General features: G+C 45.8%; 24 protein-coding genes, 1 tRNA gene and 1 pseudogene. 10 read left to right on the top strand and 16 right to left on the bottom strand.

All coding sequences use genetic code 11. The annotated features are described in order from the left end of the window. Window positions 1-16 precede the first annotated feature (16 nt). Both rlmF and GWI56_RS15220 read right to left on the bottom strand, forming a co-directional pair. Window positions 17-1,117 (bottom strand): 23S rRNA (adenine(1618)-N(6))-methyltransferase RlmF, encoded by a 1,101-nt coding sequence (gene rlmF / locus GWI56_RS15215; protein ID WP_198573366.1) that lies wholly within the window; start codon window positions 1,115-1,117, stop codon window positions 17-19. 58 nt (window positions 1,118-1,175) lie between these two features. Beyond that, a complete protein-coding gene (locus GWI56_RS15220; protein ID WP_105250969.1) occupies window positions 1,176-1,604 on the bottom strand; it encodes a flagellar basal body-associated protein FliL in 429 nt (142 codons plus the stop codon). Between the two features lie 223 nt (window positions 1,605-1,827). On the opposite strand from GWI56_RS15220, the gene GWI56_RS15225 reads away from it, so the two are divergent. Then, a complete protein-coding gene (locus GWI56_RS15225; protein WP_131525672.1) occupies window positions 1,828-2,391 on the top strand; it encodes a chorismate lyase in 564 nt (187 codons plus the stop codon). 117 nt (window positions 2,392-2,508) lie between these two features. Here the strand turns inward: GWI56_RS15225 and GWI56_RS15230 are convergent, their stop codons facing one another. After that, complete coding sequence (locus tag GWI56_RS15230) at window positions 2,509-5,100, bottom strand: immune inhibitor A domain-containing protein (RefSeq protein ID WP_198573367.1); 2,592 nt, start codon at window positions 5,098-5,100, stop codon at window positions 2,509-2,511. A gap of 326 nt (window positions 5,101-5,426) precedes the next feature. Continuing rightward, window positions 5,427-6,020: a YhgN family NAAT transporter gene (locus GWI56_RS15235; protein ID WP_011848195.1), complete on the bottom strand. Its 594-nt coding sequence runs from the start codon at window positions 6,018-6,020 to the stop codon at window positions 5,427-5,429. Between the two features lie 532 nt (window positions 6,021-6,552). Between GWI56_RS15235 and GWI56_RS15240 the strand changes: the two genes are divergently transcribed. Then, window positions 6,553-8,199 (top strand): metal transporter, encoded by a 1,647-nt coding sequence (locus tag GWI56_RS15240; protein ID WP_198573390.1) that lies wholly within the window; start codon window positions 6,553-6,555, stop codon window positions 8,197-8,199. Window positions 8,200-8,260: 61 nt separating this feature from the next. Then, window positions 8,261-9,064 carry an NRDE family protein gene (locus GWI56_RS15245; RefSeq protein ID WP_131525674.1) on the top strand — a complete coding sequence of 268 codons (804 nt, stop codon included), beginning with the start codon at window positions 8,261-8,263 and terminating at the stop codon, window positions 9,062-9,064. A 39-nt stretch (window positions 9,065-9,103) separates the two neighbouring features. Here the strand turns inward: GWI56_RS15245 and GWI56_RS15250 are convergent, their stop codons facing one another. Then, complete coding sequence (locus GWI56_RS15250) at window positions 9,104-9,556, bottom strand: DUF4440 domain-containing protein (protein ID WP_105250965.1); 453 nt, start codon at window positions 9,554-9,556, stop codon at window positions 9,104-9,106. A 133-nt stretch (window positions 9,557-9,689) separates the two neighbouring features. Between GWI56_RS15250 and GWI56_RS15255 the strand changes: the two genes are divergently transcribed. Both GWI56_RS15255 and GWI56_RS15260 read left to right on the top strand, forming a co-directional pair. Next, window positions 9,690-10,253, top strand: a complete 564-nt coding sequence (locus GWI56_RS15255; protein WP_113941259.1) for a lysophospholipid acyltransferase family protein — start codon at window positions 9,690-9,692, stop codon at window positions 10,251-10,253. A gap of 26 nt (window positions 10,254-10,279) precedes the next feature. Next, a complete protein-coding gene (locus tag GWI56_RS15260; RefSeq protein WP_198573368.1) occupies window positions 10,280-10,903 on the top strand; it encodes a LysE family translocator in 624 nt (207 codons plus the stop codon). On the opposite strand, the gene GWI56_RS15265 is transcribed toward GWI56_RS15260, so the two are convergent. Further along, on the bottom strand, window positions 10,900-12,168 hold the full coding sequence (locus GWI56_RS15265; RefSeq protein WP_198573369.1) for a mechanosensitive ion channel domain-containing protein: 1,269 nt from the start codon (window positions 12,166-12,168) through the stop codon (window positions 10,900-10,902). The two genes, GWI56_RS15260 and GWI56_RS15265, sit on opposite strands and share 4 nt — an antisense overlap. Before the next feature lie 209 nt (window positions 12,169-12,377). Between GWI56_RS15265 and GWI56_RS15270 the strand changes: the two genes are divergently transcribed. Then, window positions 12,378-12,956 (top strand): TonB-dependent receptor, encoded by a 579-nt coding sequence (locus tag GWI56_RS15270; protein ID WP_198573370.1) that lies wholly within the window; start codon window positions 12,378-12,380, stop codon window positions 12,954-12,956. 26 nt (window positions 12,957-12,982) lie between these two features. Here GWI56_RS15270 and GWI56_RS15275 read toward each other — a convergent pair whose 3' ends face one another. Beyond that, window positions 12,983-13,375, bottom strand: coding sequence for a DUF1090 domain-containing protein (locus tag GWI56_RS15275; RefSeq protein WP_198573371.1), 393 nt, complete (start codon window positions 13,373-13,375; stop codon window positions 12,983-12,985). 215 nt (window positions 13,376-13,590) lie between these two features. Between GWI56_RS15275 and GWI56_RS15280 the strand changes: the two genes are divergently transcribed. Together GWI56_RS15280 and GWI56_RS15285 are read left to right on the top strand one after the other, a co-directional pair. After that, window positions 13,591-14,220, top strand: coding sequence for a DUF3157 family protein (locus GWI56_RS15280; protein ID WP_198573372.1), 630 nt, complete (start codon window positions 13,591-13,593; stop codon window positions 14,218-14,220). Window positions 14,221-14,358: 138 nt separating this feature from the next. Next, a complete protein-coding gene (locus tag GWI56_RS15285) occupies window positions 14,359-15,354 on the top strand; it encodes a DUF481 domain-containing protein (protein WP_198573373.1) in 996 nt (331 codons plus the stop codon). Here the strand turns inward: GWI56_RS15285 and GWI56_RS15290 are convergent. The 4 genes and pseudogenes from GWI56_RS15290 to GWI56_RS15305 all read right to left on the bottom strand — a co-directional run. Further along, a pseudogene (locus tag GWI56_RS15290) lies at window positions 15,337-15,558 on the bottom strand (VOC family protein); the annotation flags it as partial. The gene GWI56_RS15285 and the pseudogene GWI56_RS15290 overlap by 18 nt on opposite strands. 98 nt (window positions 15,559-15,656) lie before the next feature. After that, the gene (locus tag GWI56_RS15295) at window positions 15,657-16,955 is read right to left on the bottom strand and encodes a M23 family metallopeptidase (protein WP_198573374.1); all 1,299 of its coding nucleotides are present in this window, start codon (window positions 16,953-16,955) and stop codon (window positions 15,657-15,659) included. 484 nt (window positions 16,956-17,439) lie between these two features. After that, window positions 17,440-17,862 carry a VOC family protein gene (locus GWI56_RS15300; RefSeq protein WP_006083714.1) on the bottom strand — a complete coding sequence of 141 codons (423 nt, stop codon included), beginning with the start codon at window positions 17,860-17,862 and terminating at the stop codon, window positions 17,440-17,442. Window positions 17,863-17,880: 18 nt separating this feature from the next. Beyond that, on the bottom strand, window positions 17,881-18,519 hold the full coding sequence (locus GWI56_RS15305; RefSeq protein ID WP_198573375.1) for an MliC family protein: 639 nt from the start codon (window positions 18,517-18,519) through the stop codon (window positions 17,881-17,883). Between the two features lie 452 nt (window positions 18,520-18,971). On the opposite strand from GWI56_RS15305, the gene GWI56_RS15310 reads away from it, so the two are divergent. Beyond that, window positions 18,972-20,300 (top strand): M48 family metallopeptidase, encoded by a 1,329-nt coding sequence (locus GWI56_RS15310; RefSeq protein WP_198573376.1) that lies wholly within the window; start codon window positions 18,972-18,974, stop codon window positions 20,298-20,300. A 45-nt stretch (window positions 20,301-20,345) separates the two neighbouring features. On the opposite strand, the gene GWI56_RS15315 is transcribed toward GWI56_RS15310, so the two are convergent. The 5 genes from GWI56_RS15315 to fdhD all read right to left on the bottom strand — a co-directional run bounded on the left by GWI56_RS15315 (window position 20,346) and on the right by fdhD (window position 24,033). Continuing rightward, a complete protein-coding gene (locus tag GWI56_RS15315) occupies window positions 20,346-20,570 on the bottom strand; it encodes a sulfurtransferase TusA family protein (protein WP_107946198.1) in 225 nt (74 codons plus the stop codon). A 20-nt stretch (window positions 20,571-20,590) separates the two neighbouring features. Next, window positions 20,591-21,628 carry a YeeE/YedE family protein gene (locus GWI56_RS15320; RefSeq protein WP_198573377.1) on the bottom strand — a complete coding sequence of 346 codons (1,038 nt, stop codon included), beginning with the start codon at window positions 21,626-21,628 and terminating at the stop codon, window positions 20,591-20,593. Window positions 21,629-21,638: 10 nt separating this feature from the next. Next, the gene (gene yedF, locus GWI56_RS15325; protein ID WP_198573378.1) at window positions 21,639-21,872 is read right to left on the bottom strand and encodes a sulfurtransferase-like selenium metabolism protein YedF; all 234 of its coding nucleotides are present in this window, start codon (window positions 21,870-21,872) and stop codon (window positions 21,639-21,641) included. Further along, window positions 21,872-23,086 carry a selenium metabolism membrane protein YedE/FdhT gene (yedE, locus tag GWI56_RS15330; RefSeq protein ID WP_198573379.1) on the bottom strand — a complete coding sequence of 405 codons (1,215 nt, stop codon included), beginning with the start codon at window positions 23,084-23,086 and terminating at the stop codon, window positions 21,872-21,874. The genes yedF and yedE overlap by 1 nt, the downstream gene beginning before the upstream one ends. Before the next feature lie 110 nt (window positions 23,087-23,196). Next, window positions 23,197-24,033, bottom strand: a complete 837-nt coding sequence (fdhD, locus tag GWI56_RS15335) for a formate dehydrogenase accessory sulfurtransferase FdhD (protein WP_198573380.1) — start codon at window positions 24,031-24,033, stop codon at window positions 23,197-23,199. Between the two features lie 141 nt (window positions 24,034-24,174). Here fdhD and GWI56_RS15340 point away from each other — a divergent pair. Continuing rightward, a tRNA-Sec gene (locus GWI56_RS15340) sits at window positions 24,175-24,269 on the top strand. Window positions 24,270-24,996: the final 727 nt, after the last annotated feature.

The following is a 24,996-nucleotide window of genomic DNA, read 5'->3' on the forward strand; positions in this document are numbered from 1 at the left end:
GTCATACTCAAAAGTCTTAACGGGCTAAGTGTTCACCGTGCCAGATTTTGCGCTTAACTGCTGACTGGAAACTCCACGCTAAAACCCGCGTAATTTTATTGCCCTGCTGCATCTCAATCGTTTTCACAGTATCGACTTTCAACTGCGCTAAGGCTTGATAACAAGGTTTCAGGTTTTCCTTCTTCGACACTAGACTGGTAAACCATAAGCATTGATCTGCAAACATTTGGCTCTCACGGATCATAGTCACTAGAAACTGTCGTTCACCGCCTTGGCACCAAAGCTCAGCCGCTTGACCGCCGAAATTCAGCTTAGGGGAAGCCTTTACCAAGCCACCCCGATTGAGCTGCAGATTATTCACCTTACGCTTTGTACCTTCGCTCGCCTCAGCCATAGAGGCATGAAATGGCGGATTGCACAGGGTTAACGCAAAACATTCTCCGGCTTGAATGATTCCCTTGAAGACCGCCTTGTCATTTGGCTGTAATCGTAAACTTATCTGCCCTTGCAGCACTGGGTTTTGCTCAATAATACTCTGCACATTACTGAGTGAATGGGCATTAATATCCGAGGCGACAAATTGCCAACCGTATACTTGGCAACCCAATATGGGATAAATACCGTTCGCGCCAGTGCCGATATCTAATACCCTAGTTTTATCCAAAGCAAATACATCATCGCCTTCGGCTAGAAGGTCTGCTAAATAATGTAAATAATCGACTCGACCGGGAATAGGAGGACATAACGCTCCATCAGGAATATCCCAAGATTCAATCCCATAATGATGTTTCAATAGCGCCGCATTAAGGATTTTAACTGCTAACGGATCGGCAAAATCGACCGATAAAGCCCCATAAGGCGTGGGTCGAACAAAGGCTTTTAGCTTAGGGAATGAACTCATCAGCGCCGGAAAATCATAGCCGTTCAAGTGTACATTTCGAGGATGCAAAGCTTTTTTAATCTCAGCACTAGGCCTGTTTTTGACCGACTTGGCTTTGCCTTTCACCTCAGTTCTAGCCTGCTTTGGTGCTTTAGTTTTTGCATGACCAATGTTGGCTGTACTCGTTAGGCGTTTCGCAGTTACTAATTGGACGGGTTTCACGGCAGGTTTTGACATAATAGCTCTTGTAACGCAATGGGCCGACCTGAGTCAGCCCATGGAATGGGGCAGTAAATTAATCGTACAGATAAGAGGTAAACAATAAGTTTACGATCAAGGGTTTGCCAGCTTCTTTGGTGATCAAGTTGTTGACCATTTCAAAGCACTCTCGACGAATCTCTTCACGACCCGTGAGTGACTTAATCTTCTCTTCCGATTGATTGCCTAACACTTCAACAATTGCGGCTCGCAATAATGGATTATGGAGCTCAATTGTCACTAGATCATCCGGACTCTTTACCATTAACTCAACGCTAATCTTCACAAAACCCAATTTCTTGCGATTCGAAATGTAGTTAGTGACAATTTCGGGTTCGAAACCATAGTAGGCATACTCACCCGTAGGTGGGGTTGCTGCAGCAGGTGCTGCTTCTTTTTCATCGGCCGCATAAACACTGAAAACACTTGTAAACAGGATAAGACAGACTGAGAGTAATTTTTTCATAGCGACTTACGGCTCCCTAAAACAATAATGGTAATGGAAGAAACTTCCCAATCTATATAGCCAAACAACCTGAAGATGCAGTATCCGTATCTGGAAGTAGCTTGGGTATATACCCAAACAACCTGAAGATGCAGTGTCCGTATCTGGAAGTAGCTTGGGTATATATGCTCGCGTCGCGACATGCTAGACTGCCGACGTTTGTTTATATTGTAACGAGTATTTAATGAATGTGACTAGCTTAAGCTTTCCCTATGGTGAATCTATTCAGTGGTTTTCAGCCGATCTAGCCGACAAACTCCCCAAATCGCCCTTGAAAGAATGGTTGCTTGCCACTGGCAGCCTAACGCAAAAACTCAAAACTTGCTGCGCTCAATTTGAAGTAAAGATACTAGGCGAAGGACTGCATGCTCCATTAGAGGGCGAATATCCCCAGCAAGGTGCTGTATGGATCCGTGAAGTCTTGCTTTGCCTCGACTCGATACCTTGGGTATTTGCCAGAACCTTGATCCCTGAAAAATTAATGGCCGAGCGCAAAATGGATTTCCTTAGTTTGGGTACTCGCCCCTTAGGTGAATTACTGTTTAGCCAAGATAACTTCATCCCCGGTAGAATCGAAGTTGCCAGTTTCGAAACCTGTAGTCGTCTTGCCCACTTAGCTGAAAGTTTAGATCAAAGTGTCGAACATGCACTCTGGGGACGCCGCCGCTATTTCCATCACGGTGAGCATGAAATGATCGTCAGCGAAATCTTTCTTCCAGCGGCCGAGCAAGCTATCCGTCAGTTGTAAACTTTAGACTTCATCCAAAGCTTAGTCAGAATTTAGCCTCAAGACAGATAAAAAATGCCTCTAGATCAGAGGCATTTTTGTTCGGGTTTCAAACAATCAACTTAGTGGACATTTAACTTAGTGCACATTTAACTGGCGGCGCCAAGTCAATAAGCCAAGGAAAGCAAGGCTTAACCAACCTAAGCTGCCGCCACCTGAACTCTCACTGGCCGGCGGAGTTACTGGAGGCGTAACAGGTGCAACAACCGTTACCGTCGAACTGCTAATCGCCTTAGTATTTTGCGCATCTGTCACTGTAAGCTTCACAGTATAAGTGCCCGCCTTCGCATAGGTATGGGTTGGCGCCGTGACAGTGCTTGTCGTGCCATCACCAAAATCCCAAGCGTAGGTTAATACTCCCATACCGCCATCAATATTACTGGTGAAGCTTACTGCTAATTGGTTGACAGTATTAGTAAAACTGACAGTTAACGGCGCTATAGCATCAGAGTTCGCATTCGCAAGACGAATAACCGCAGTACCATTATTGCTGGCTTGAGATAGTACCTGCATTGTCAACCCTAGCTGCTGCAACACCATACCTGACTGTGGCTGTAGTGGCGCGCTGTAATCTAAGCTGTCATCGAACAGGCTGACAGCATCGCGATGATTGTCCTCCAAATAGAAGGTTTGATTTACTGTACTAAAGGCCGCATCACGAATTTGTACGTCGGTAGAGCGAGTGCCAATCATATTCTGGTCAGCATCAATCACGCCAATCAAGCCATGGCCAGCGTGGTCTGAAACGTTATTGTCACTGTAGCTAAAATTTTCTAACCAGAGTAAAACTCCGGGATCAAAGCTTTTTGCTTTCAAACCCGCATCGACACCATTATGGCTACGCAGCTGGATAATATAACGAGACTGAGATTTGGGATCCGGACGAAAATCCTTAATCCGGCTATAGCCGTAAAACGTCATTTTATCCGCAACTTCAGCGTTATCACTATATAACTCAGTGGTATTTTGTTTAACGCTGATGTTATCAATAGCGATCCCTGACTCAGAGGTATAATCATCGGTGACATAGTTGATTTCGACAGCAACAGATTTTCCAGAATATGCTGATAAATCATATTCTAATGTTACCCAAGCATCACGACCTTCCGCCAGAGCAAGCGCAGACGATTCACCAGTGATGATATGACGAGCACTATTCATTGCATTGTTCGACTTAGTGTAATTACCCGCAATGGCCACACCATCCACTTTCACCTGCATGTAGTCATAGTTAGGCTCAATACTCCAACTAGCCTTCATACTCAGAATCAGTTTATCTGTTGTTACGGCAGGTAAATTAACATTAAAATTCATGCTGTTATTCAGCATATTTCCTTGGCCAGAATAGTACTGATAACTGCCCTGATAAGGTGTTTTAAAAGGAATTAACACAAGAGGGAGCGGAATAGAGATCTGATTAACCGCCTGATGATTAACCGCCTCATTCAACGTCACTTCCATGCCTGATTTGGGAATGCTATCTAAGGTGATTTCACGTTCATTCAACCACTTACCTTTGTATCTTTTCTGTAGATAAGATCGAGCATAAGGACTAAAACCACTCGGCTGAGCGCCAGGAATAGCACCAGCCCAACTACCACCAGACATTAAAGACCATAGCCCCACAGGCGAGCCGTCTTTCTTATCATTTTCAGAGGTATCGTACTCATCAGGCAGACCTAAATCATGGCCAAACTCGTGGGTACACACGCCCGTTGCCGCATCGATAGGCTGGATTGTATAACCGAATACTTTTTTGTTCGTACCAGGAAGCGCATAACCATTGGTTGCTTGGTCGACATAATATCGATGCGACCATATCGCACTCGATCCTAGTTTTCCGCCGCCGACCTCTTCGCCTACGCTAGAGTGGAAAATCATCACATGGTCGATAATGCCATCGGGCTCATCGTAATTACCGTTATTGTTCAAATCATTTTGGTCTTCAACATCATAACTCGCCAACTCAGCTGCAGACATATTTGCAACAGCTTGAGATACGGCTTCTTTTACCAATTCAGCGACCTGTGAATCACTACGGGTATCTGGATCATTAACACCATAGTATTCGGCATTTTGCGAGGCGGTATACCAGCCCTTCACATCCCCAGTAAAGGAGAAGGTTTGCCCAGAAACCGCTTGATAATATTGATACCCCGAATCTAACGTCTGCCCCTGTGGACCTTTGAAGCCCGTAGGCGAAAAGAGTAATTCCTTGTAGTGGGACGCAGGATAACTCGGGTAATACATGTCTGTATCCCCCGCTTTTAAGCCATTGTTATCATGTTTTAGATCAGCAAAATCCACTAATACCGTGAGCACTTTTACGGTTTTCTTTACATCCGCATCGGCCTGTAAACGCTGTGCGGATGAGCGCATCATTTGCGATGACTTAGCTCTTTGTAGACGCGCATGTTCAGCTTCAACTTCGATGCGCGGCGCTTTAGGTTGTGCCAAAGTGGCGCGATGAATATAAGCTTCTATCGCCTCCTGCTTTACGCTATCACTGGCATCGGCGGCCACTTCGCCACGCTTAATCAACCAATATAAAATTCGATCTTTATTAATCACACCCGCATCTGCAGGCGTATGATTCGGAGCCGCAATACTCGCGCCGCTAATCAATGCCAACATCAGTCCAAACGCTGTTACGCCTTTTGTACTTCGCATTTTTAACATCCTTCTATAACAGCCAACGCCGTTTACGCTATTCAATTTATTGAGACTAGTGTCTCTTTGCATTAAGACAAATTACCTTTAATTAGTAACCTACTCAGGGTTTATCCGTCTTCAAGTGATAGAGACAGAGTTTTCGACATTAGCAGTACTGCACCTCAGTAACAACTTGATACACCTGTTCGCAGGTAAGATTTGCACTTTTGTCAGCAAATATTCAGCAAACCTCTGTGCTGACTCAATTCCAAGCTAAATCTCAGCCATAAAAAAACCGCATTAACAACGTTAATACGGTTTCGTTTTGATCAAACTAGATAAAGTTAGCCAGCGGTTTTCAGATAGTTTGAAATACCGTCGAGGAACATTTGCACTGAGATCATGACCAGCACCATACCCATCAAACGCTCGACCGCTGTGAGCCCCTTTTCCCCCAGCACACGGGTGAAAAGTTTATAAAACATTAAGATCACCGCACTCGCCCCCCAAGCTGACACTAACGCTATGGTCCAATCGCCCATACGTGAGCTATCGGTATGCGCCAGTAAAATCAAGGCTGCAAGAATCGATGGGCCAGCCATCAAGGGAATAGCCATAGGCACGATAAAAGGCTCTTCTCCCGCGGCTAATCCAACGACACCACCGGGTTGGGGGAAAATCATCTTAATCGCGATCAAAAACAGAATAATACCGCCTGCAATACTCACAGATTCAGAACGAAGATTTAAGAAACTTAAAATAGCCTCACCCGCATAAAGGAAAGACAGCATGATCACTAAGGCGAAGAGTAACTCGCGGATCAGTACCTTACGACGTTTCTTGGGATCGATATGCCGCAGAATCGACGCGAAAATCGGCAAATTACCCAAAGGGTCCATGATCAGAAACAACATTACCGCAGCAGAAAATATATCCATTTAACGTATCAACACCCAAGCCAACATAAGCCGATATTATATACCCAAACAACCTGAAGATGCAGGATTCAGCGGGAATGTAACGCACTTTAGGCAAGGCCCTTAATTGCTCCTGCATAAATGGCATTCACGCCATCCATGGCGATTGCGGTTATTTGCGGACCTAGTGGGCTAAGTTAAAAATAACCAACACGGCATAAAGTACGTTACAACCCGCCGGAACGGAGCGCCTAGGGAGCTCCACTTCCGTGTTGCAACAATTCAAAAGGTGGCCGACATTCTGTCATTGATGCGCCTTGAATTGAAGCACCCTAGGCGCTCTGAAACTCGTATCTTCAGGTAGCTTGGGTATAGTACCTTTTCTCGAGTTAGATCTGAAAATTTCTCCGCAGAATGGCCAAAGTGAATAAAATTCTCCCCTTCAAAACACAGTATAAAATGTCAGTTGAGTAAATTGCCTGCAAGTCACTGCTCACTTTGCTTTACAGCTGGTATACTATGGCGTTTTTTCAGCAAATTTTCCGTGGAATCCATGCTCTATCTTCTTGCTAGCTGTATCGCACTCTTAATTGGCCCTCTGTTTTATCGCTACTTCTCATCGAGTAGTGGCTTACAAAAGGGGCTCGATGGTTTTATATTCGTCTCATTAGGCGGATTAGTGCTGATCCACATCTTGCCAGAATTACTCGAGCATGGTGGCATGCTTGCGATCGTCTTTGTACTCCTCGGCATCTGGGGGCCTACCGCCAGCGAACGCCTATTTCACCGTTATTCAGAAGTCACCCATAATTTTACGCTTTTCTTGGGTATTGGTGGCTTATTACTGCATACCATCACCGATGGCACCGCTATGGTTTTGGCGCAGCAAGACGATAACTCCATTCTGCTAGCTCTTGGTGTCATACTCCACCAATTACCCGTCGGTTTTGCAGTATGGTGGATACTAAAACCCCATCTCGGAACACGTTGGACACTCATGATCTTTGCAGCCCAGATGCTATTTACAGGCATAGGCTATTTCGCCGGTGAGCAACTACTTCCTTATTTAAATATCGATGACACTGTCTACTTACAAGCCTTTATTACAGGCACAATTCTGCATGTAGTACTACATCAACCCCATGGTCAGCATGAAAGTGATACGCAAGGCAAATATGAATACCAAGCTGGCATAGGTAGTTTGCTCGGCATCGGCTTACTCGTGATGTTGCTATTAATGGATTCAGGCGGCCACGGCCACGAACATGCCCACCATGATCACAGCACAGAGCAATTAATGACTTGGCTATTAAAGCTCGCACCCGTGTTGCTGCTGAGCTATGGTGCGGCTGCGTTGCGCTTTAAATTAGGTTTGACGCCGCAGGATAGCAGTTTAGCCCGTCGCTGGTTCCAACGCTTAGCAGGGCCTGAAGCCTTAGTGATCACAGCTCTACTTCTTGGTCCTTGGTTAGCGTTATTCCAATTGCTTGTAGTGTTTATTCTGAGTGCGTATTTAAGCCATGCTAACGTCATCATTACCGATCCACACACTAAATTACCCAGCAATTCACTGCGTTTCGGCTTTGCTCATTTAGTCGATCGCAGCGCACCTTGGATTTTACTCAGCCTAGTATTAGTGAATTTAATTGGCCACCCTTCAATGCCCTTAAGCAATCCATTGCTACAGGTTGTTGTGCTATTGCTTGTATTTTTACCAATGCGTTTCTGCAACTTAGGCGCCGCCGTCCTCGCTCTTGCACTGGCCTATAGTGGCTGGAGTCCTATCGCGATTATGATGCCGCTGATTGCAGCACCTGTGCTCAACATAGCTCAGCTTAAGTTAATGACATGGACGCAAAGGGCGATATTACTGAGTATTATTGCGCTGAGTTTAGCCGCAGCATTACGCTTGCCACTATGGTTCTCCTTATTTACCTTGCCTGAAGTCGTGAACTTAATTGCACTACTGATCCTCTCAGGGTTGTTTGCTGCCAGCTTACTGCGCTTAGGTCCACGTAAATTTTTACGCCGCTTAATGCTTAGCAAACCGGCAGCTCATGCGCATAGCCATTCCCACGAGAATACACATACTCACGAATCTAGCGCTTCGCACACTGACGAGCAGAAACCTGTTGTGACGCCTAGTGCCGATAAACATGCACATGAACACGCAAAAACGGATAAGCACTCGCACCACTAACGCTGTTCATTTGTGAGCAGACAGGCTAAGTTAATCTACCTTTGGATTAATTTAGCCTGCTATGTGCATACTCTTTGTCGCCATTAATGCCCATCCTAAGTATCCCTTAATCATCTGTGCCAACCGCGATGAGTTTCATCATAGACCAACTGCGCCAGCGCATTTTTGGCCGCCGGAAGAAAACATACTCGCGGGTAAAGATCTGCAGGCCGGTGGCACTTGGTTTGGTATCAATAAACAAGGACAAATCGCTGGCGTAACCAATCTGCGCGTTCCGCAAAAGAACCCTGAAGCCATGCGTAGTCGTGGCGAGCTAATTACTATGACGCTCAACTCAGGGTCGCTCGTGTGCCCTAATTGGCTCGTTGAACATAGCGACAATTATCAGCCGTTCAATCTCATCTTCGGCCAAGGTACTGACTTATATTGTTTTAACAGTATCAATAAAGACACAGTAAAACTTGCCGATGGATTTCATGCCATTAGCAATGGTGCACTCGATGATATTTGGCCGAAAATGGCGAAGGGACAGCAGGCGTTAGAAGCGGCAATCAGCCAGTCCAGCAGTATAGAAGTGCAAGTACTGTTACAACTAATGAAAGACGATTCCCAGCCGCAAGATAATGAGCTGCCTAATACGGGAGTCGGGATCGAGTGGGAACGGCGTTTAGCTGCGATTTATATTCGTCACCCCGACTATGGCACCCGATCCACCAGCATTCTGCTTGAAGATGCTGAGGGCGGTATGCATTTCACCGAAGTGAGATACGATGGCAAAGGTAGACAGCTTGGACAGCAGGATTTCCATTTAACTCTGCCTGCCGAGCCGCCCACCAAACCAGACTGTTTATTATCGCAAATCTAATTTGAACTGCAGTGCAACACTGAGTGCAAAGGACACGGTTTAATCTGAACTGTGGTCCATGGTGATCACCCAACGATCGTCGATTTTTTCAATCAACAGAGTAAACACACCCGTTGGGGCATCTTTTATCCGCCGTAAATCCCAGCGCCCAACAACCATAGCGGCGTAATTACTGAGCATTTTGATTTCTTTGATAGTGAACTTCAGTTCACCAAGCGCTTCTTTATTTGGATAATTTTTCTTATAGGCAGCGAGAGTTTCTTCCCAGCCAAAACGAAACTTACCATTAGAGACAAAACGCAGTTGATCACTCTTCCAATAGCCTTGCATATAAGCATCGAGATCACCGCGATTCCAGGCGTCTTCTTGGCCTTTGAGCATCTGCGTAATTTCATCCGTCGGCACAGCATTAACATGACAAGTCAGCAAGAGTAACAGTGCCGCAAAAACACGCTGCCAGATAACCTTGTTTAATAGTCCATTTTTCAACATAGTATCGTTCCCCCACAATCAATCAGGTTAAACTGTACTATAACGAATTAAGTACAGACTATCTTGTTTAAGCCAGTTTAAAATCTAAAAAAGCTGATGATATTATTAATTTTTCGACTCTGGGCACCGAACTATGTTTACACCACTTTGCCGTTGGCTACTTAAAACTTCAGGCTGGCAGATAGAAGGCCAACTGCCCGACTGTGCTAAATACATCATCATAGTTGCGCCGCACACTAGTAACTGGGACTTCATTGTCGGCATTTTAGCCCGTGGTGCCCTAGGTATCCGCATTCACTTTCTCGGCAAACACCAACTCTTTATCCCGCCTTGGGGCTGGTTTTTCCGCGCCATTGGCGGCAGTCCGGTGGATCGGCGCAAGAACAACAACTTAGTCGATGCCGCCGTGCAGCTGTTTGAGTCAAAATCCGATTACAAGTTAGCGCTAGCGCCAGAAGGCACCCGCGGCCCAGTGACGCGCTGGAAGTGCGGCTTTTATCATATCGCCAGCAAGGCCCAAGTACCCATTACTCCCGTAGGCTTAGACTTTAGCCGCCGCACTGTCGTTATCCGCACGCCACTGCAACCCAGTGACGATATCGTGACCGACATGCAAGAGATTTTGAGCTTCTATCGCACCATTAAAGGCCGTCATCCTAAGGTGATCCCTGATTTTATAGCGAGTGCTAAACATTAACATTTATTCCATTTAGAGCAGCAAATATGCAACCCGAAACTTGGTTACTCTATCTCTTTGCCATTGTATTGATTGGGATTTCACCCGGCCCTATCGCTATGTTATCTATGTCCCATGGGATCCACTTCGGCAAGATGCGTAGCATAGCCACAGGCCTTGGCAGTGTTAGCGCCGCTTTAATCTTAATGATGGCGTCAGCGGCAGGACTGGGGGCGATTATTAGCGCCTCAGAATACGGTTTTACCCTGCTCAAATGGTGCGGCGCGGCCTATTTAGTATTTTTAGGTATTAAGCTGTTATTGACGAAAAACCAAGGTCAAGCCCTTGAAGTTAGCCCGTCAGAGGGCAAAGGTACGCCTGCGCAGCTTTATAAGCAGGCGTTTCTAGTGGGGATCAGTAATCCGAAGGATTTACTGTTTTTTGCCGCCTTGTTTCCGCAATTTCTCAATCTTGCCGCGCCGCAATTACCGCAACTGACCATTCTTGCAGTCACTTGGGCCGTGGTGGATTTTAGCTTTGTGATGATTTATGCCTGCATGGCCAATGTACTTGCGCCCAGCCTAAAGGCGAGCAACAAGCTGCATTGGTTTGACAGAACCAGCGGCGGTATATTTATCACCTTAGCCGCGATTCTGATCAGTCGAGACTAACCCTCGACCTTCACCGATTTTAAACTGCGAATATCGTTACCCGTTGGCGCTTGGAACGCCTGCAGGCCAAACTCAGGTAATACAGCAAACACATGATCGAAAATATCCGCTTGTATCGCCTCATAAAACGCCCAACGAGTGTCGTTAGTGAAGATATAAATCTCGATCGGTAACCCTTCAGTGGTCGGCGCTAGTTGGCGTACCATTAAGGTCATATCCTTGTGGACTTTATCGTGACGCTGTAGGTATTCCTGCAGATAAGCGCGGAAAGTGCCGACGTTAGTCAAATGGCGGCCGTTCACTTTCATATCGAGATCCGACACTCTGGCATTCGACTCACGAATTTCGTTTATTTTTGCGGGAAAATATTCTTTTAAGCAATTGATCTTACTAAGACGTTCGCGCTCTTCCTCGGTCAAAAACTTTATGCTGTTGATATCGATATTAATCGCGCGTTTGATCCTGCGACCGCCCGACTCAGACATACCCCGCCAATTGCGAAACGCATCCGACACTAAGGCATAAGCAGGGATCATAGTGATGGTTTTGTCCCAGTTACGCACTTTCACTGTGGTCAGCGAGACTTCTTCTACCGCACCGTCGGCGCCGTATTTGTCCATCTGGATCCAGTCGCCTTTACTCACCATACGGTTAGCCGCTAACTGAATGCCCGCCACAAAACCTAAGATAGTGTCGCGGAACACTAACATCACAAAACCTGTTGCCACACCTAAGCCGCTGAGGAAGTACACAGGTGATTGATCGGCCAAGATTGAGATAGAAACGATAATCCCAACAAAGAATAAAAATAGCTTAGTTAACTGTACGAAACTCTTAACAGGCAAGCGCCGACTCACCAGATTCACATCTGAAATTTCATCAACCGCATCCATACCTGCATACATAGCGCGGATAATCAGCACCACTAACCAAATACTTAGTAATCGGTCGACTAGCCCGCTTAGCAGTGGATGCTCAGTCAGCGCGATGGGCACCAATAGATTAAGTACGATAGCGGGCACAAGCATGGCCAGCTTTTCAAGCACCTTATAACGCATGAATACATCGTCCCACGTCGCCTTAGAGCGCAGGATCACCATATTCACCGCACGAATCACCACACGTCGGACAATAAAATAAGCGATGCTCGCTAACAGTAAGCAAGCAATGACCATAACTGTGGTCGATATTCCATCAGAGGGTTGGCTATCAATCCCAAAGCCCGCTAACCATGCCGAAATTTCGAGCCTTATTTCCTGATCCACAATTTCACTCCAACGTAGGTGCTAGCGCAACAAACCCATACAAAGGTAACTGCCGAGTTGACCTCGGTTAAATGCCACCCTAGAAAACACTCAAATCAAAACACAAAATATTTACAAACACTTATTTTAAAAGAGATTTTAGCATTTTGAATTGACCCCGCACACAGGAAAATGAACAATATTTCCCCTATCCCTAAGGAAACCATCCCATGTGTCGTCATTCATATACGCTAGCCTGTCTGAGCATTGGACTCCTGAGCCTATGCCAACCGCTTCAAGCGGCCGAATATAGCACTTCTAAGCAATTAGTTAGGCTAGATAAATCAGACGAAACTGCCAATGCACCTTATATCGCCCTTATGCTCGATTATATTCCCGCCACAGATAATCTCTATGGCATTACAATCGCCCCCTATCATTTCGATAATAATTACCAACAATGGAGTTATTACCTAGGCTATGCCCGCAGTCGTGAAACCGATATTATCGTGCCAGAACCCGCGCAGTCCTATCGCCAAGAAAGCCTCTTCCGCTTAGGCTTAAGCTACAGCTTAACGGCAGATTTAAGCTTTTATGCCGGCGGCAGTGGCTATATCAGCACAGTGTCTTACACGAATAACATTTCACCCAAAATTGTCGATGGCAAACCCACATGGGAAGAAGATAAAACAACCCGTTGGGGCGCAGAAGCTGGGCTAAGATATCGAATCACTGAGCACTTCATACTGAGTGCCGGTTATAACTCCAGCACAGAATCCACTATTTTAAGCATAGGTTACGCGGGCTAAGCTCCTAGCGATTGGGCTTGAGCTATTTATTGCGTTAGCTCGGCTCGCGCCTTAGCAAGTTCAGCCTCGACTTCGGCAACTTTATTGCGTTTCTTGTTGATTTTATCCATAGAACGACCTTCTTCTATGGCTTTGGCCAATTCATTTTGGCGCTCAGTGAGTTTTTCCTCTAAGGCCTCAACTTTAGCGACTCGCTCGGCGTATAAGCTATCATCGTCGCAATGGGTTGAAACTTCGTCATAGGCCTTTTCAAGTCCCGCGACTTTATACTTATTACCTGCCGCTTTTGCTTGGGCAAGTTCGGCACTAATAGCATCTAATTTCGCCGCGCAACCCACTTTCGGTGCTTCAGCAGCCAAAGTGACAGTGCTAAATGCCAATCCAATCACTAAGCCATAAATTCCATGTTTCATCTGCATCTTAATCTCCTGTTACTTTATTCATTGAGCATACCGCTCATGTACACCTATCTAATAGTGCCACAGTCAGCTAGCTCAATCTGTACTAGTGTTAAAATCTCGCCATTAATCCACTTTATTCATCAAAACACGACTTAGACAGTGACTAACATGCGGCAAATTGTTTATGTTAGGGCAGAATATTGACTCAGACGGATATCGGAGCCAGAAAATTAATGCACACTTCATTACGCCTTAGCGCACTTAGCTCATTGTTATTGCTAACATCATCGGTTATGGCGGCCGACGTAGCCAATATCACCCTAGAAAATGGCGCCCAAATCAGGCTCAAAGACGACTTTACCTGGGAATACGTGATCACTGAAACCAAAGCCGCGCCCAATGCCTTAGCCGCTACAGCCGTAGCAAGTGCATCGAGCAATGTTGCCAGTGTCCCAAGTGCCGCAGTGACCACTCAAACTGTTGCTGCGCCAGTCACCACATTGACCGCCACTGCGATTACCCAACCTGAGCTATTAGGCTCAACGGCAAAAGATGGGATCAAAGTCAGCTTTGCTGAAGGTCAATGGAAAGGCGATAAACTTGGACTCAGCTTCGATCTCGCCAGCACCAGCAATGAACACGTTACCTTAGTTGAAGTTGAAGCTAGCTTCTTCACCGATAATGGTACTTTGCTCAAAACCGAAAAACTCGAAGTGTGGGAAGCCATTTTCCGCATGCCTGAGACCTATCTACGCAAAGGCGAACAGCGTAAAAGCAGCGTCATTTGGGTCGAAGGCATAGATAAATCCCAATGGCAGAAGCAGCTCATTAACCTCAAAATAACCGAAATTAACTCACGCTAACTGGCAAAGAAGTAAGGGATTGCAAACCCGTTTTCAATCCCTTATCAACACTTTTATCAAATGTTATTGCTTTGTAGAGCCTGTGTTCGAGTAGAATGACAACACTTACTCTCCCTTTATTTTGAGCCCACGAGCAAGATGCATAATCTGATACCCAATCCAGCATTGTACCTTGTTGCTACGCTCTGCAGTGTCAGCCCCTTGTGTTATGCCGACACAGTTTTTTTGCTCAATGGCGATAAAATTAGCGGTGAAATTAAAGAGTTTAACGATCAAAATCTCATCATCAACACCAGTTATGCCCCTAAAATTACCATTCAACGCAGTGCCATTCTCAGCCTCGAAGTCACAGTTCCTAGACCTTGGAGTGTCAGTCGTTCCATACAGGACATAAGAATTCAAGCCTCTAATGAACATGGCATGGTATTAATTAATAACCAGCTCACTCCCGTGAGTGAGTTGAGATTCTCGCAGCACTATGCAAACTCAGATTGGAATTTTAACGGTAGTGTAGAAACCACACTCGATGTCACCAAAAACAAGAAAAATAGTCAGAAGCTACATATCAAAGGCGATATCACAGCGGAAACCTTGCAATGGCGACATAATATCAAGACCGAAGTGCGCTACGAAACCGAAGATGACGTGACTAAGCGCAACACCCTCGAAGGACATTATTCATTAGACTATCTGCTCAATGAGCATTGGCTGTTACGTCAGGAAGATTTTTATGAAGAAGATAAACTCGGCATCGATAGCCATAGTTATTATGCGGGGCTAGGTCCTGGTTATCGCTTTTGGGGTGCTGGGCGCGATAAATTAGACTTCGTCGTAACCTACAACCATTTTTGGCTTGAACAACAGTCCTTTAAACTAGAACTAAATGCTTGGGCGGCCTCACTTAACTATAAACAATATTGGTTTGGTGGCATTTTAGAGTCCTATGCCGATCTGCAAATTGCCTTCCCAGATATGCCTTCGATTGATTACATCTCAAACTCGACAGTAGGACTTAAATATCTGCTAACTCAGCGGATTTATTTGTCATTTAAATATGACTTCAACGACACTAAAACAGTGATAGGCAATACGAGAGATACCAGCTACACCTTAGGATTAGGGGTTAACTTCTAATCCTGGCTCCCGATACGCTAACCTGTGAGCCATAGGATGTTCATCATTCAATTGCAGTAAATCCCATAAGTTACCGTAGAGATCTTTAAACACAGCGACTGTGCCATAGTCTTGTTCTTGCGGCTCGCGCGCAAACTCCACGCCATCGGCGACCATACGTTGACAATCCCGCCAAAAACCACCGGTATTCAAGAATTTAAACAGGGGGATATCCAAACAATTTGAGGATTCAGCTAGCTTAGCGAGCAACGGTTTTCCTCGCATTATATCAGCCCCTCGATTGAGGGGCTTTCTATCATTGATTAGAGACTTCCAGCATTATACAGCGGCGCCCAAGCGCACATTGTACGATTGTTACTTACATCAAACAGATTGAAACGACTACAGTTATTGTCATAGTTGTAACTACCAATGTTGATTATATATTGCCCCAAATACACACCTTGCAACGACACATGGCGCCCATCCTTTAATAAAGAAAAATGCAAATGGGGCCCAGTTGAACTCCCACCTTCACACAAGGCTGCATTTTTATTATTTGCATAAATGCCCATCACGGTATTCTGGTTTACATATTGACCATTACGCACTGTAATTTGATCCATATGATAATAGTTAGTCGCCCAACCGTTAGCATTTGTCACCCGTACTTGGCAGCGAGACAACACATTGACAGTCCCAGCATGTGCGGAAGCAACCGAATAAGTCGGACTCCCCCATGGTGGCCAATCGTAGGATACATCGATTGATGATAGCGGATAGCCAGACCCAGTATGCGAATGAGCACCATTGGATTGCCATGAATATCCCTGTCGCCAAGGCATTTGCAGCATGTTACTGGGTGGCAGACTACTCACGGTAATATTCGCCAATGGGACGACTTGTTGCATCGACTGAGTTGAATCAGCTACAAGCGGATTTTTAGCAACTGAACTCATTAACAACTCACGGTCAGTATTGCCAAATAATAATCTAAACTGCTCAATGAATGGGTCCAATCCCAAAGCGTGCTCACCCGTCATAACGGCATGTTGCTGTTGCTCTATCCTACGACCGTTTAACAAAGCCAATAATGCGAAACTCGATGCGTTAACTGCGTCGGTACTTGGCGGGTATAGGCCTTTTAATTGAGACTCTTCATAGGCATAAAAACGTTGTGATAGCTGAGCCAATACATCTTGGAGTTGTTCCTCAAAACCCTGTTTATCCGATAATGTTCCCAAAGGTCGGTTAAGCGCTTCAGCTGTCGGAGACGAAATTAACTGAGATTGCATTTCCATCAAAGTCAGTATGACTTTGGGGTTAATACTATAATATCCAGCCCAATGCGTAATCGCCTCTTCTTTATCGATTAAATCAGGAACATTGACGTAAATAAAGTCAGCTAAATCAAACTGCGATGCATCTACGCCATATAAAAACATCAGATTATTAAATGGCAGTAACACACTAGGCATATCTACCATTTTCATTTCTTCTGCATCAATATGATACTGACTGGTTGGCATATCAGATGCGAACGATGGTAACGCTATTATCGCGGAGATACTTAACGCGCGGCCTATCCATAATGCCGTGCAACGTATTTTAAAAAAATTCATACTTATCAGATTCCTTTAGTAAGTCACTCAGATTAAATATTATTTTTAAATGCCAGCTTGCTTTAGACGTAATGTTATTCACGACTAAATTTTTATAGCTAGAGAACATTAAAGAAGCTAAGTGACAATAATCGCCTATGCAAATAAGTGACGAATAAAACTGTCAACAAAAGCTGACGCTCATTAATTTAAATGTGAGTTAAATACTAAAGTACGAAAAAAGTGAATAGGTAATTATAAGAACAAAAGAGTAATTTATTCGATAGGCATTGAATTTTGAATAAAAACATAATGGCATTGACCAATCCATTATAAAATCTATCCGTTCCATAAGAATAGATTGAAATTTACAGTGAATGCCCAATAAAAATGATCAATAACTGAGAATTTTCGACGAACTTAACAGAGGTCAAACACAAAGAGTATTCCCAGTGTTTGACCCCATTAAATAGCTTGCGCGGTAATTCATACGAAATACTGAATCTTAACTCATTCGCTTAGCCATGACATGATTCGGGTTCAATTGCAGTAAATCCCATAAGTTACCGTAGAGATCTTTAAACACAGCGACTGTGCCATAGTCTTGTTCTTGCGGCTCGCGCGCAAACTCCACGCCATCGGCGACCATACGGCGATAATCACGCCAAAAGTCATCGGTATTTAAAAATAAAAACACCCGACCACCCGCCTGATTACCGATAAAATCGAACTGCTCAGGTTTAGACGCCCGCGCTAACAAGATAGAAGCGCCCTTAGAACCCGGTGGGGCAACAACGACCCAGCGCTTATCTTGCTCGGCTTGATAAGTGTCTTCGACTAATTCGAATTTTAATTTATTCACATAAAAATCAATCGCCTCGTCGTAATCTCTTACGACCAAGGCGATATGCACGAGAGCTTGTTTCATGGCGACCTTAAATCAATCCTATTTAGTCACCAGTTTACAGGTCATTTCTGGTGCTTCGTAGCCCCAAACCACTTTAGCTTCGCCTTGATGTTCCCATAGGCTTTCATTGCGGCCTTGATACTTAGCGCCGCTGCCGCTGGGTTGCACAAACATTAATGAAGTACTATCACCATGTTCAGCAATCAGGGTGGCAGGTTCGGTTTTAAAATAAGTCACCACTACTTCGTTAGCAGGATTGCCGTCACAGGCATAAAACACTGGGCCGGTCATGTCGACTAAACGATATTGTGCCTGCAGTTCGGCAATGCGGGTTTGATAGCTAGATTCAATACACGCGTGCTTATCGTCGCTCTTCCAGCATTCATTACGGCCTTTCACCCAACCACGTTGTATCGCCTTTAAAGTAGGAGGTTGTTCATTCTTCGCTTTTTCAAGCGCTTGGCTATAGACCTTAGCTAACTGATTATCAAGTTGGTTCAGCCCCGCATCCTTACAGACCATGTCTTCAATACTGCCAGCATTCACTTTCGTGCAGTCAAAAGAAGGTGCATTAGCTGCCATTACTCCCGCACTTAACGCGCTAACCATCACGCCTGCGGCACAGTACCATTTGAAACCCAATCGATTACTTATCATCTTATTTGTTAACTTAGCCATCTCAATTCCTTTGTATTTCTGTGGTTTGTTTCAACGCTTGCCATAGCTAACCCTATATAGGCTTAACCAAGCCTGACTCAAAGCACTCTGCCTTGAAGAACCATGCCTTAAAGTGCACTCATAGTGATGTGATTTACTTTTATCTCGGTTCTAACTTAAGACTTAACCCTCAGCCGATATGCTGCGAAAACACCTAATTCTAGTGCGCTGCGAGGAAAATTCCCAGAGACTAAGAGCCACTTACCAATCTGTGTCCGCCTGCATAATCGGACTCTCTAGCGCTAAAAAACCACAAAATCCTGATGAAATCGACCTACTCCAATTTGCGCATAGCTGATTAAACTGAATGTCAAAACGGTTAATTTTTTGCTTTGCACGCGATAGTGGTTGAATTTTCGAGTAAAATTGACTATTTTCACGCCGTTTGTCTCTTCACAAGGAAAAGGATCAACATGGAACAAGTTATTACCGCAGGGAACGAGAATCCCATTCAAATGACAGATATTGTCTATTCGAAGGAAAAATCGCTGTTCACTCTGTTAGCTATTATTTCTGGGATCGTCTGGGCGGCATTGATCATAGGCACTTTTGGCATGGCGCTGCTCTATGTGTTGATGTTTTTCATTATTTATCTCTTTAGCCACTCCGCCTTTATCAGCTACTTAAAAGGCACGGCTGTCGAAATCAATGCAGAGCAATTTCCTGAATTACATAAACAATATTTAGCGTGTTGCGAACGTTTAGAAATGCGCGAGCCACCACGCGCTTACTTATTGGCAGCTGATGGCATGTTAAACGCACTGGCGACACGCTTCCTCGGTCGCAACTATATAGTGCTATTTTCATCGATTGTGGATGCGCTTGAGTCAGATAAAGATGCGCTCAACTTCTATATCGGCCACGAGTTAGGCCATATTCGCCGCAATCATATAGGTAAAGCGCCCTTCTTAGTCTTCGCCACTTGGTTACCTTTAGTGGGTGCGGCTTATTCTCGCGCCTGTGAATATACCTGCGATCTCCACGGATTACGTTGCTGCAACAGCTTACGTTCAGCCACAAATGCCGTTGCTGTGTTAGCCGCTGGTGTCGAGCAATGGAAACGTATGAATGTGGATCAATATATCCGCCAAGCCAGTGAGTCGAGTGGTTTTTGGATGTCGCTGCACGAGCTTAATGGCAGCTATCCTTGGTTGACCAAGCGCATGGCGAGAGTCCAAGCCAAAGCACAAGGAGTGGAATATGCACCGCCATCACGCAGTGCATGGGCCTATGTACTCAGCTTCTTTATGCCACGTTTAGGCACAGCAGGCGGTGGATTGATAATCTTCGCTGCGATTATTGGTATTGCTGCAGCAGTCGCGTTGCCAGCGTATAAGGACTATCAAGAGAAAATGGGTGCCGCCACGAGTTATGAGGCGCTAACCACGACCGAAGCCACACCAGCAGCATTGAATGTACCCGATGCGGCACTGGCTATTGCCAGTATCGACCAGCAACATCAAGCACTGGCACCGATCACTGACATCTTAGTCGGTTACTATCAAACCAACAAAGCTTGGCCAACCGAATTGGATGTGCTTGGACTCACGGACGAGCAGATTGCGACATTTAATCTGTACACAGATGGCATAGTCGGTTTTATAGGAAGCGAAGCACTCGGGGATTATCAAGGCTATGAAGTCTATCTATCGCCTCAAGTTGATGAGCAAAATAATATCACTTGGGTTTGCAGCAGCAACGGTATTCCGGATGAATATCTGCCAGTAGATTGCCAAGGCTAAGATCAAAAAGCGCTGCAAATGCAGCGCTTTTTAGTTGAGGACGAGTTAGCCCTTTTGAATCGTCATAGTCCAAGCAGCATCGCCCTTCTGGGCAAAGTGGGTCACCTCATGCCCGGCTTCAGCCGCCCAGCGGGGAATATTCTCAGTTGCTTGGCCACAATCGTAATCCAGTACCACTTTATCGCCAGTCTCAAGACTCGCAATTAAGCGTTGTAACTCAATTAAAGGAAAAGGGCATAGTTTACCCGTTGTGTCGAGATACTGTTCCATATACAGCTCCTTTATAAACGTTAAATCTGCGCAAGACGCATTGGCCTCAGTAGCGCAAAATAGTTAAAGCACCAACTGCCAAATAAAATAGCAGGGATAAATAGCCAGCCTTGCCACGACAAGTAAGCCGTGCCAACGAGCGCATTACCAAGCATGCAACCTCCGGCAAGCCCGCTCCCCACGCCCATCAACAGGCCACCAATAAACCCAAATAACGCCACTTTATGACCAGGGTAGCGCCAGCGCTGCTCAGCACTGCCCCGGGCAGCGATAAAAGCGCCTACAAATAATCCCAAGAGAAAATATCCAGGCCAACTAAAGAACTTAGTGTTACCTGTGGTGACAAGATCCCATAACTGCGCACTCGGGCCACTGATCCCAACACTGCCTACACGACCACTTTCAAGACTTGCAGGCCATGCAAGTAGCGCCAGTAAACCAATCAGCAAAGCACTTACAAAGGGATGCCAGCGCGCTTCAAACAACCAATGAGCTAAACCCGTTTTACGGGGTGCCATCAGTGCAACCGGACGTTTGCGGCGTTTGAGATAACCCAATGCCAACCACAATGTGAGTAATACGAGGACAAGCACGATCACCCAAGGGGAAACGCCCAGAGTTTGATAGAGCGTTTGGTCCTCAAGTTGATGCTGTTTAAAAGGTTTAAGTAGACCTTTCAACTCATCGAGACGCACTAATTTACTGGCAGCAATAAAACCGAGAACGGCCATCACACTGGCAGCCAACCCTTCGGCAGCGCGGTAATAGGCGCCAGTGGAACAGCTTCCCGCTGCTGCCATACCCACACCAAACAATACACCACCGACTAAGGTTGCCAACCAAGGGAAATGCCCTTCTGGCAATTTAACCCAACCCCATTCGTAAAACAGGAACAGCCCTAGACTTTGGATGCTGATGGCAATCAAAATAGCGATCACCATGGTAAAGTCCCGTTGCAGATAGGTATCGCGGATCCCGCCCGCCATACAAAATCTACCCCTTTGCATCACAAATCCCATGGCTAAGCCAATACCTAAGCCACTGAGAATAGTCAACATAGTCCTATCCTCAACGCTGGATCAGATAACGAATAGTCGGACCATTCTGCTCAATTTCCAGCACTTTATAACCATGATTTTTAGCGTCGAGGGGAATGTTGTTAATAGACTGCGGGCAGTCACTAATCACCTCGAGAATTTCACCGAGCTTTAACTTAGGCATAGCCTCAAGGGTAGCCACTGCGGGATAAGGGCAAGGTTCACCCACCATATCGAGTTGATAATCTGGAATATATTGAGCCATTACGCCACCTCCGCTAGCAATTGTTCATCACGCTTCGCCTTACGAGCAAAGAAACGTTTTTCCCACAGCAACATAGCGCCAAAGGAGAGCCCCAGCAGCACATAGGTCAGCAATAATCCGCCTTTATCGCCAAAGCTGGTCAGTAAATTAACTTTGTCCCAGTTCGTTGCTAATGGCTGAGCGATATCATCCCAGTAATACGCCAGTAAGGTTGAACCCAACACGTTACCTAAGCCCACCCACCAGAAATGCACTTGGCCTTCGACTGCACGATACATCCAACCCGTTTCACAACCACCAGCCAGTACAATACCAAAACCAAACAGTAAGCCGCCGATCACCGCATTAGGGCCAGCCCACATGATCTTAGGTGGCACACCCAGTTGCACATAGCTGTAAATGCCTATCGCACTGACCGCCATGCCTAAGATAATCGCCTTCGCCATGTGAGTACGACCAGTGATCCACATATCGCGGAACGCTGAGGTAAAGCAGATTTGCGCCCGTTCGATTAATAAACCAAAACCAACACCACAGAGCATAGCAATGCCGAGTTTTGGCGCATTGAACATAGTCAATAACCCCCAACCGACGATGCCTACAAACACCAGCATACCGATACGGAAACGACGTCTAGCTTGGTTTTCGTCCTGCTTGATTGAAGTCGCTTTATTTACCTTTTTCAGTTTTATCGGAATACGGAACATCGGCAGTAAGGTAAATCTTGCACCAAAGTAAGAACCTGCCGCCGTCGCCAAAGCAAAGAACCAAGCATGTAAAGAGAACTGCGGAATACCCGTGAAGAAGGCGGCAAGGTTACAACCCATAGCTAAACGGGCACCAAAGCCAGCAATAATGCCGCCGATCAGTGCCTGAGCAATACGGATACGGCTCTGTGGCATACGCAGTTTGACGTTATTGGCCCAAAGCGCAGCAGCAATACAACCGCCAAACATACCGATAATCATCATGCCGTCGATACGATCTAGAGGAGAGCCCTGCAGACCTATCACTTTGAAATAACCCCAAGTTTCTGGTTCTGCACCTAAAAACTGCAGTAAATGACCACCCCAACGAGTGAATTCCCCAGTAACGGCCCAGAAGGTTCCGGTCAAACCAAAATAGTAAGTAGAAAGGATACCTGCAGCGATAACCGCTGGCATAGGCGCCCAAAAACGGACTAAATATTCTTGTTTAAATTGTTGCCATGTCATGTCATTACCCTAATGAACGAGACTATAAAAAATAAGCGCAATGCGCTTATAACCTGTGTGCCAGAGTGATTTAAGTCGTTCGACAACTTCAATCACAAGTGGCCTCACGCTTAAATGGCTTTAGCTAAGCTGACACACTGCTGCCCCAACAGGCGATAACCGTGGGTGTAAAGCGTTGCCCTGCCATTACGGCAAAAACCGATAAGCGTGATATTGCTTTTCTCTGCTAATTCCAACGCCAGTGAAGTCACGGCGGACATAGCAAACAGAATTTGGATATTGGCACTAGCGGCCTTTTGCACCATCTCAAAACTCGCGCGACTGGTGAGCAATACGGCCACTGGACGTTCCACATTTTGAGCGGAAAAGGCGCCAATTAGCTTGTCTAGTGCGATATGCCTGCCTATATCCTCATAGGCGGCGATGATCTGTCCTTGATGGTTAAGCCCCATGGCCGCATGAGTGGCGCCCGTCAGCTTAAAATGTTGTTGATTATCTTGAATTTGCCCAAGTGCAACCTGTAAGTGTTCGATATCGAATCTGGCATCTGAGTCCACCCGCATCACAGGCTTGACGGCCTCTTCGAGCTGGGCGACGCCGCACAATCCACAACCTGTGCGCCCCGCCATATTGCGCCTTTGTTGCTTGAGTTCCATAAAGCATCGTTGGTTGATTTCCACTTGGATCAACACGCCTTCACTGGTGAACTCGAGCTCCACCCCTTTGATATCATTGATATGGGAAACGATACGTTCAGATAACGTAAAACCAATAGCGAAGGCTTCTAAATCTTGAGGACTCGCCAACATCACGGTATGCGCTATGCCGTTATAGACCAGTGCGACTCGCACTTCATTAGCTAAGTAGTCAGTCAGCTCAGATGCGTGCCCATGTTCTAACAAGATCACGTTTCTTTCTGTCACCACTTCATGTGAATGATATTCCATAGCGCCCCTTTAAAACTATAAAACCAAATAAAAACAATTAGTTTGATGACAATTTAAGACTTGTATCACAAACCCATAAACTAAATAAGAATCGCCTTGAATCATCCTTACGCATTTTCTACTATCCCTAAGTCTTCTATTGGAAGAACGTCGTCTCCGGTGAGGCGTCCGGATTTCAAATCCGGGTAGGGCTGCCAGCAGTCCTGGGTAGGTTCGACTCCTATGTTCTTCCGCCAATTCTCATGGGAAAAAAACAACTCGGCATCCCGAACTTCTCGGCTATTACTGCGATACTTCCTACGGGTAAAACCACTTCTGTCAAAGAACTCAAGCAGTTGAATACTCACCTTACGCCCAAGCCCAACCATGTCTTTAAATTCTGCCGTTTCGAGCTTGCCGTGTTCTGCAATATGAGTACGCACTAAGCTGGCGTAGTAACAGATTTGCTCGCTGAGCAAATATCTGTCCTTCACCACAGCAGTAATAAACCCCTGCTGCACCAGCTGGAAACACAACAACCTTAATTTGGCAGGTTCTAGCGCAAGGTATTCGCCCATTTCGGTGACCCATACAGGGGCGGTTTGCTCGGCAAGCCAAGGCGCAAGCGCCTGCCAACAATGCTGAGCCTCAGCGTCTAGTACTATTTTGTGTTCAGCGAGCTGCAACAAGGCACCACGCAGCACCATGCGACCTTCTTGGCAAAGCGTGTCGAGCACTTTATTGGCTAATTCGGGCGGCAAAGCGCTGTGGCTCATGCGCTGCAGGCGATTACGCCCAAGCCCAAGTTGGTCAGGATGCTGTTGATGGAACTCGTGAAGTAAAGTAATAAACTGTTGTTTTTCTTGCTCAAGTAAACTTGTCGCTATAGCAAATGCCCCAAAACGGACTAAACCCGCTTGGGCTAACAGCATAGCCAGCCCTTCGTCAGTTAATTGCCAACGCCACGCGATTTCATCAAGCTCT

Source organism: Shewanella sp. DW31 (assembly GCF_015767295.1).
In the GTDB taxonomy this organism is placed as follows: Bacteria; Pseudomonadota; Gammaproteobacteria; order Enterobacterales; family Shewanellaceae; genus Shewanella; species Shewanella oncorhynchi.

What these genes read in the sequence shown, in the direction of transcription:
- rlmF (WP_198573366.1), bottom strand. Translation starts at nt 1,117, where the DNA reads ATGTCAAAACCTGCCGTGAAACCCGTCCAATTAGTAACTGCGAAACGC.
- GWI56_RS15220 (WP_105250969.1), bottom strand. Translation starts at nt 1,604, where the DNA reads ATGAAAAAATTACTCTCAGTCTGTCTTATCCTGTTTACAAGTGTTTTC.
- GWI56_RS15225 (WP_131525672.1), top strand. Translation starts at nt 1,828, where the DNA reads ATGAATGTGACTAGCTTAAGCTTTCCCTATGGTGAATCTATTCAGTGG.
- GWI56_RS15230 (WP_198573367.1), bottom strand. Translation starts at nt 5,100, where the DNA reads ATGCGAAGTACAAAAGGCGTAACAGCGTTTGGACTGATGTTGGCATTG.
- GWI56_RS15235 (WP_011848195.1), bottom strand. Translation starts at nt 6,020, where the DNA reads ATGGATATATTTTCTGCTGCGGTAATGTTGTTTCTGATCATGGACCCT.
- GWI56_RS15240 (WP_198573390.1), top strand. Translation starts at nt 6,553, where the DNA reads ATGCTCTATCTTCTTGCTAGCTGTATCGCACTCTTAATTGGCCCTCTG.
- GWI56_RS15245 (WP_131525674.1), top strand. Translation starts at nt 8,261, where the DNA reads ATGTGCATACTCTTTGTCGCCATTAATGCCCATCCTAAGTATCCCTTA.
- GWI56_RS15250 (WP_105250965.1), bottom strand. Translation starts at nt 9,556, where the DNA reads ATGTTGAAAAATGGACTATTAAACAAGGTTATCTGGCAGCGTGTTTTT.
- GWI56_RS15255 (WP_113941259.1), top strand. Translation starts at nt 9,690, where the DNA reads ATGTTTACACCACTTTGCCGTTGGCTACTTAAAACTTCAGGCTGGCAG.
- GWI56_RS15260 (WP_198573368.1), top strand. Translation starts at nt 10,280, where the DNA reads ATGCAACCCGAAACTTGGTTACTCTATCTCTTTGCCATTGTATTGATT.
- GWI56_RS15270 (WP_198573370.1), top strand. Translation starts at nt 12,378, where the DNA reads ATGTGTCGTCATTCATATACGCTAGCCTGTCTGAGCATTGGACTCCTG.
- GWI56_RS15275 (WP_198573371.1), bottom strand. Translation starts at nt 13,375, where the DNA reads ATGCAGATGAAACATGGAATTTATGGCTTAGTGATTGGATTGGCATTT.
- GWI56_RS15280 (WP_198573372.1), top strand. Translation starts at nt 13,591, where the DNA reads ATGCACACTTCATTACGCCTTAGCGCACTTAGCTCATTGTTATTGCTA.
- GWI56_RS15285 (WP_198573373.1), top strand. Translation starts at nt 14,359, where the DNA reads ATGCATAATCTGATACCCAATCCAGCATTGTACCTTGTTGCTACGCTC.
- GWI56_RS15295 (WP_198573374.1), bottom strand. Translation starts at nt 16,955, where the DNA reads ATGAATTTTTTTAAAATACGTTGCACGGCATTATGGATAGGCCGCGCG.
- GWI56_RS15300 (WP_006083714.1), bottom strand. Translation starts at nt 17,862, where the DNA reads ATGAAACAAGCTCTCGTGCATATCGCCTTGGTCGTAAGAGATTACGAC.
- GWI56_RS15305 (WP_198573375.1), bottom strand. Translation starts at nt 18,519, where the DNA reads ATGGCTAAGTTAACAAATAAGATGATAAGTAATCGATTGGGTTTCAAA.
- GWI56_RS15310 (WP_198573376.1), top strand. Translation starts at nt 18,972, where the DNA reads ATGGAACAAGTTATTACCGCAGGGAACGAGAATCCCATTCAAATGACA.
- GWI56_RS15315 (WP_107946198.1), bottom strand. Translation starts at nt 20,570, where the DNA reads ATGGAACAGTATCTCGACACAACGGGTAAACTATGCCCTTTTCCTTTA.
- GWI56_RS15320 (WP_198573377.1), bottom strand. Translation starts at nt 21,628, where the DNA reads ATGTTGACTATTCTCAGTGGCTTAGGTATTGGCTTAGCCATGGGATTT.
- yedF (WP_198573378.1), bottom strand. Translation starts at nt 21,872, where the DNA reads ATGGCTCAATATATTCCAGATTATCAACTCGATATGGTGGGTGAACCT.
- yedE (WP_198573379.1), bottom strand. Translation starts at nt 23,086, where the DNA reads ATGACATGGCAACAATTTAAACAAGAATATTTAGTCCGTTTTTGGGCG.
- fdhD (WP_198573380.1), bottom strand. Translation starts at nt 24,033, where the DNA reads ATGGAATATCATTCACATGAAGTGGTGACAGAAAGAAACGTGATCTTG.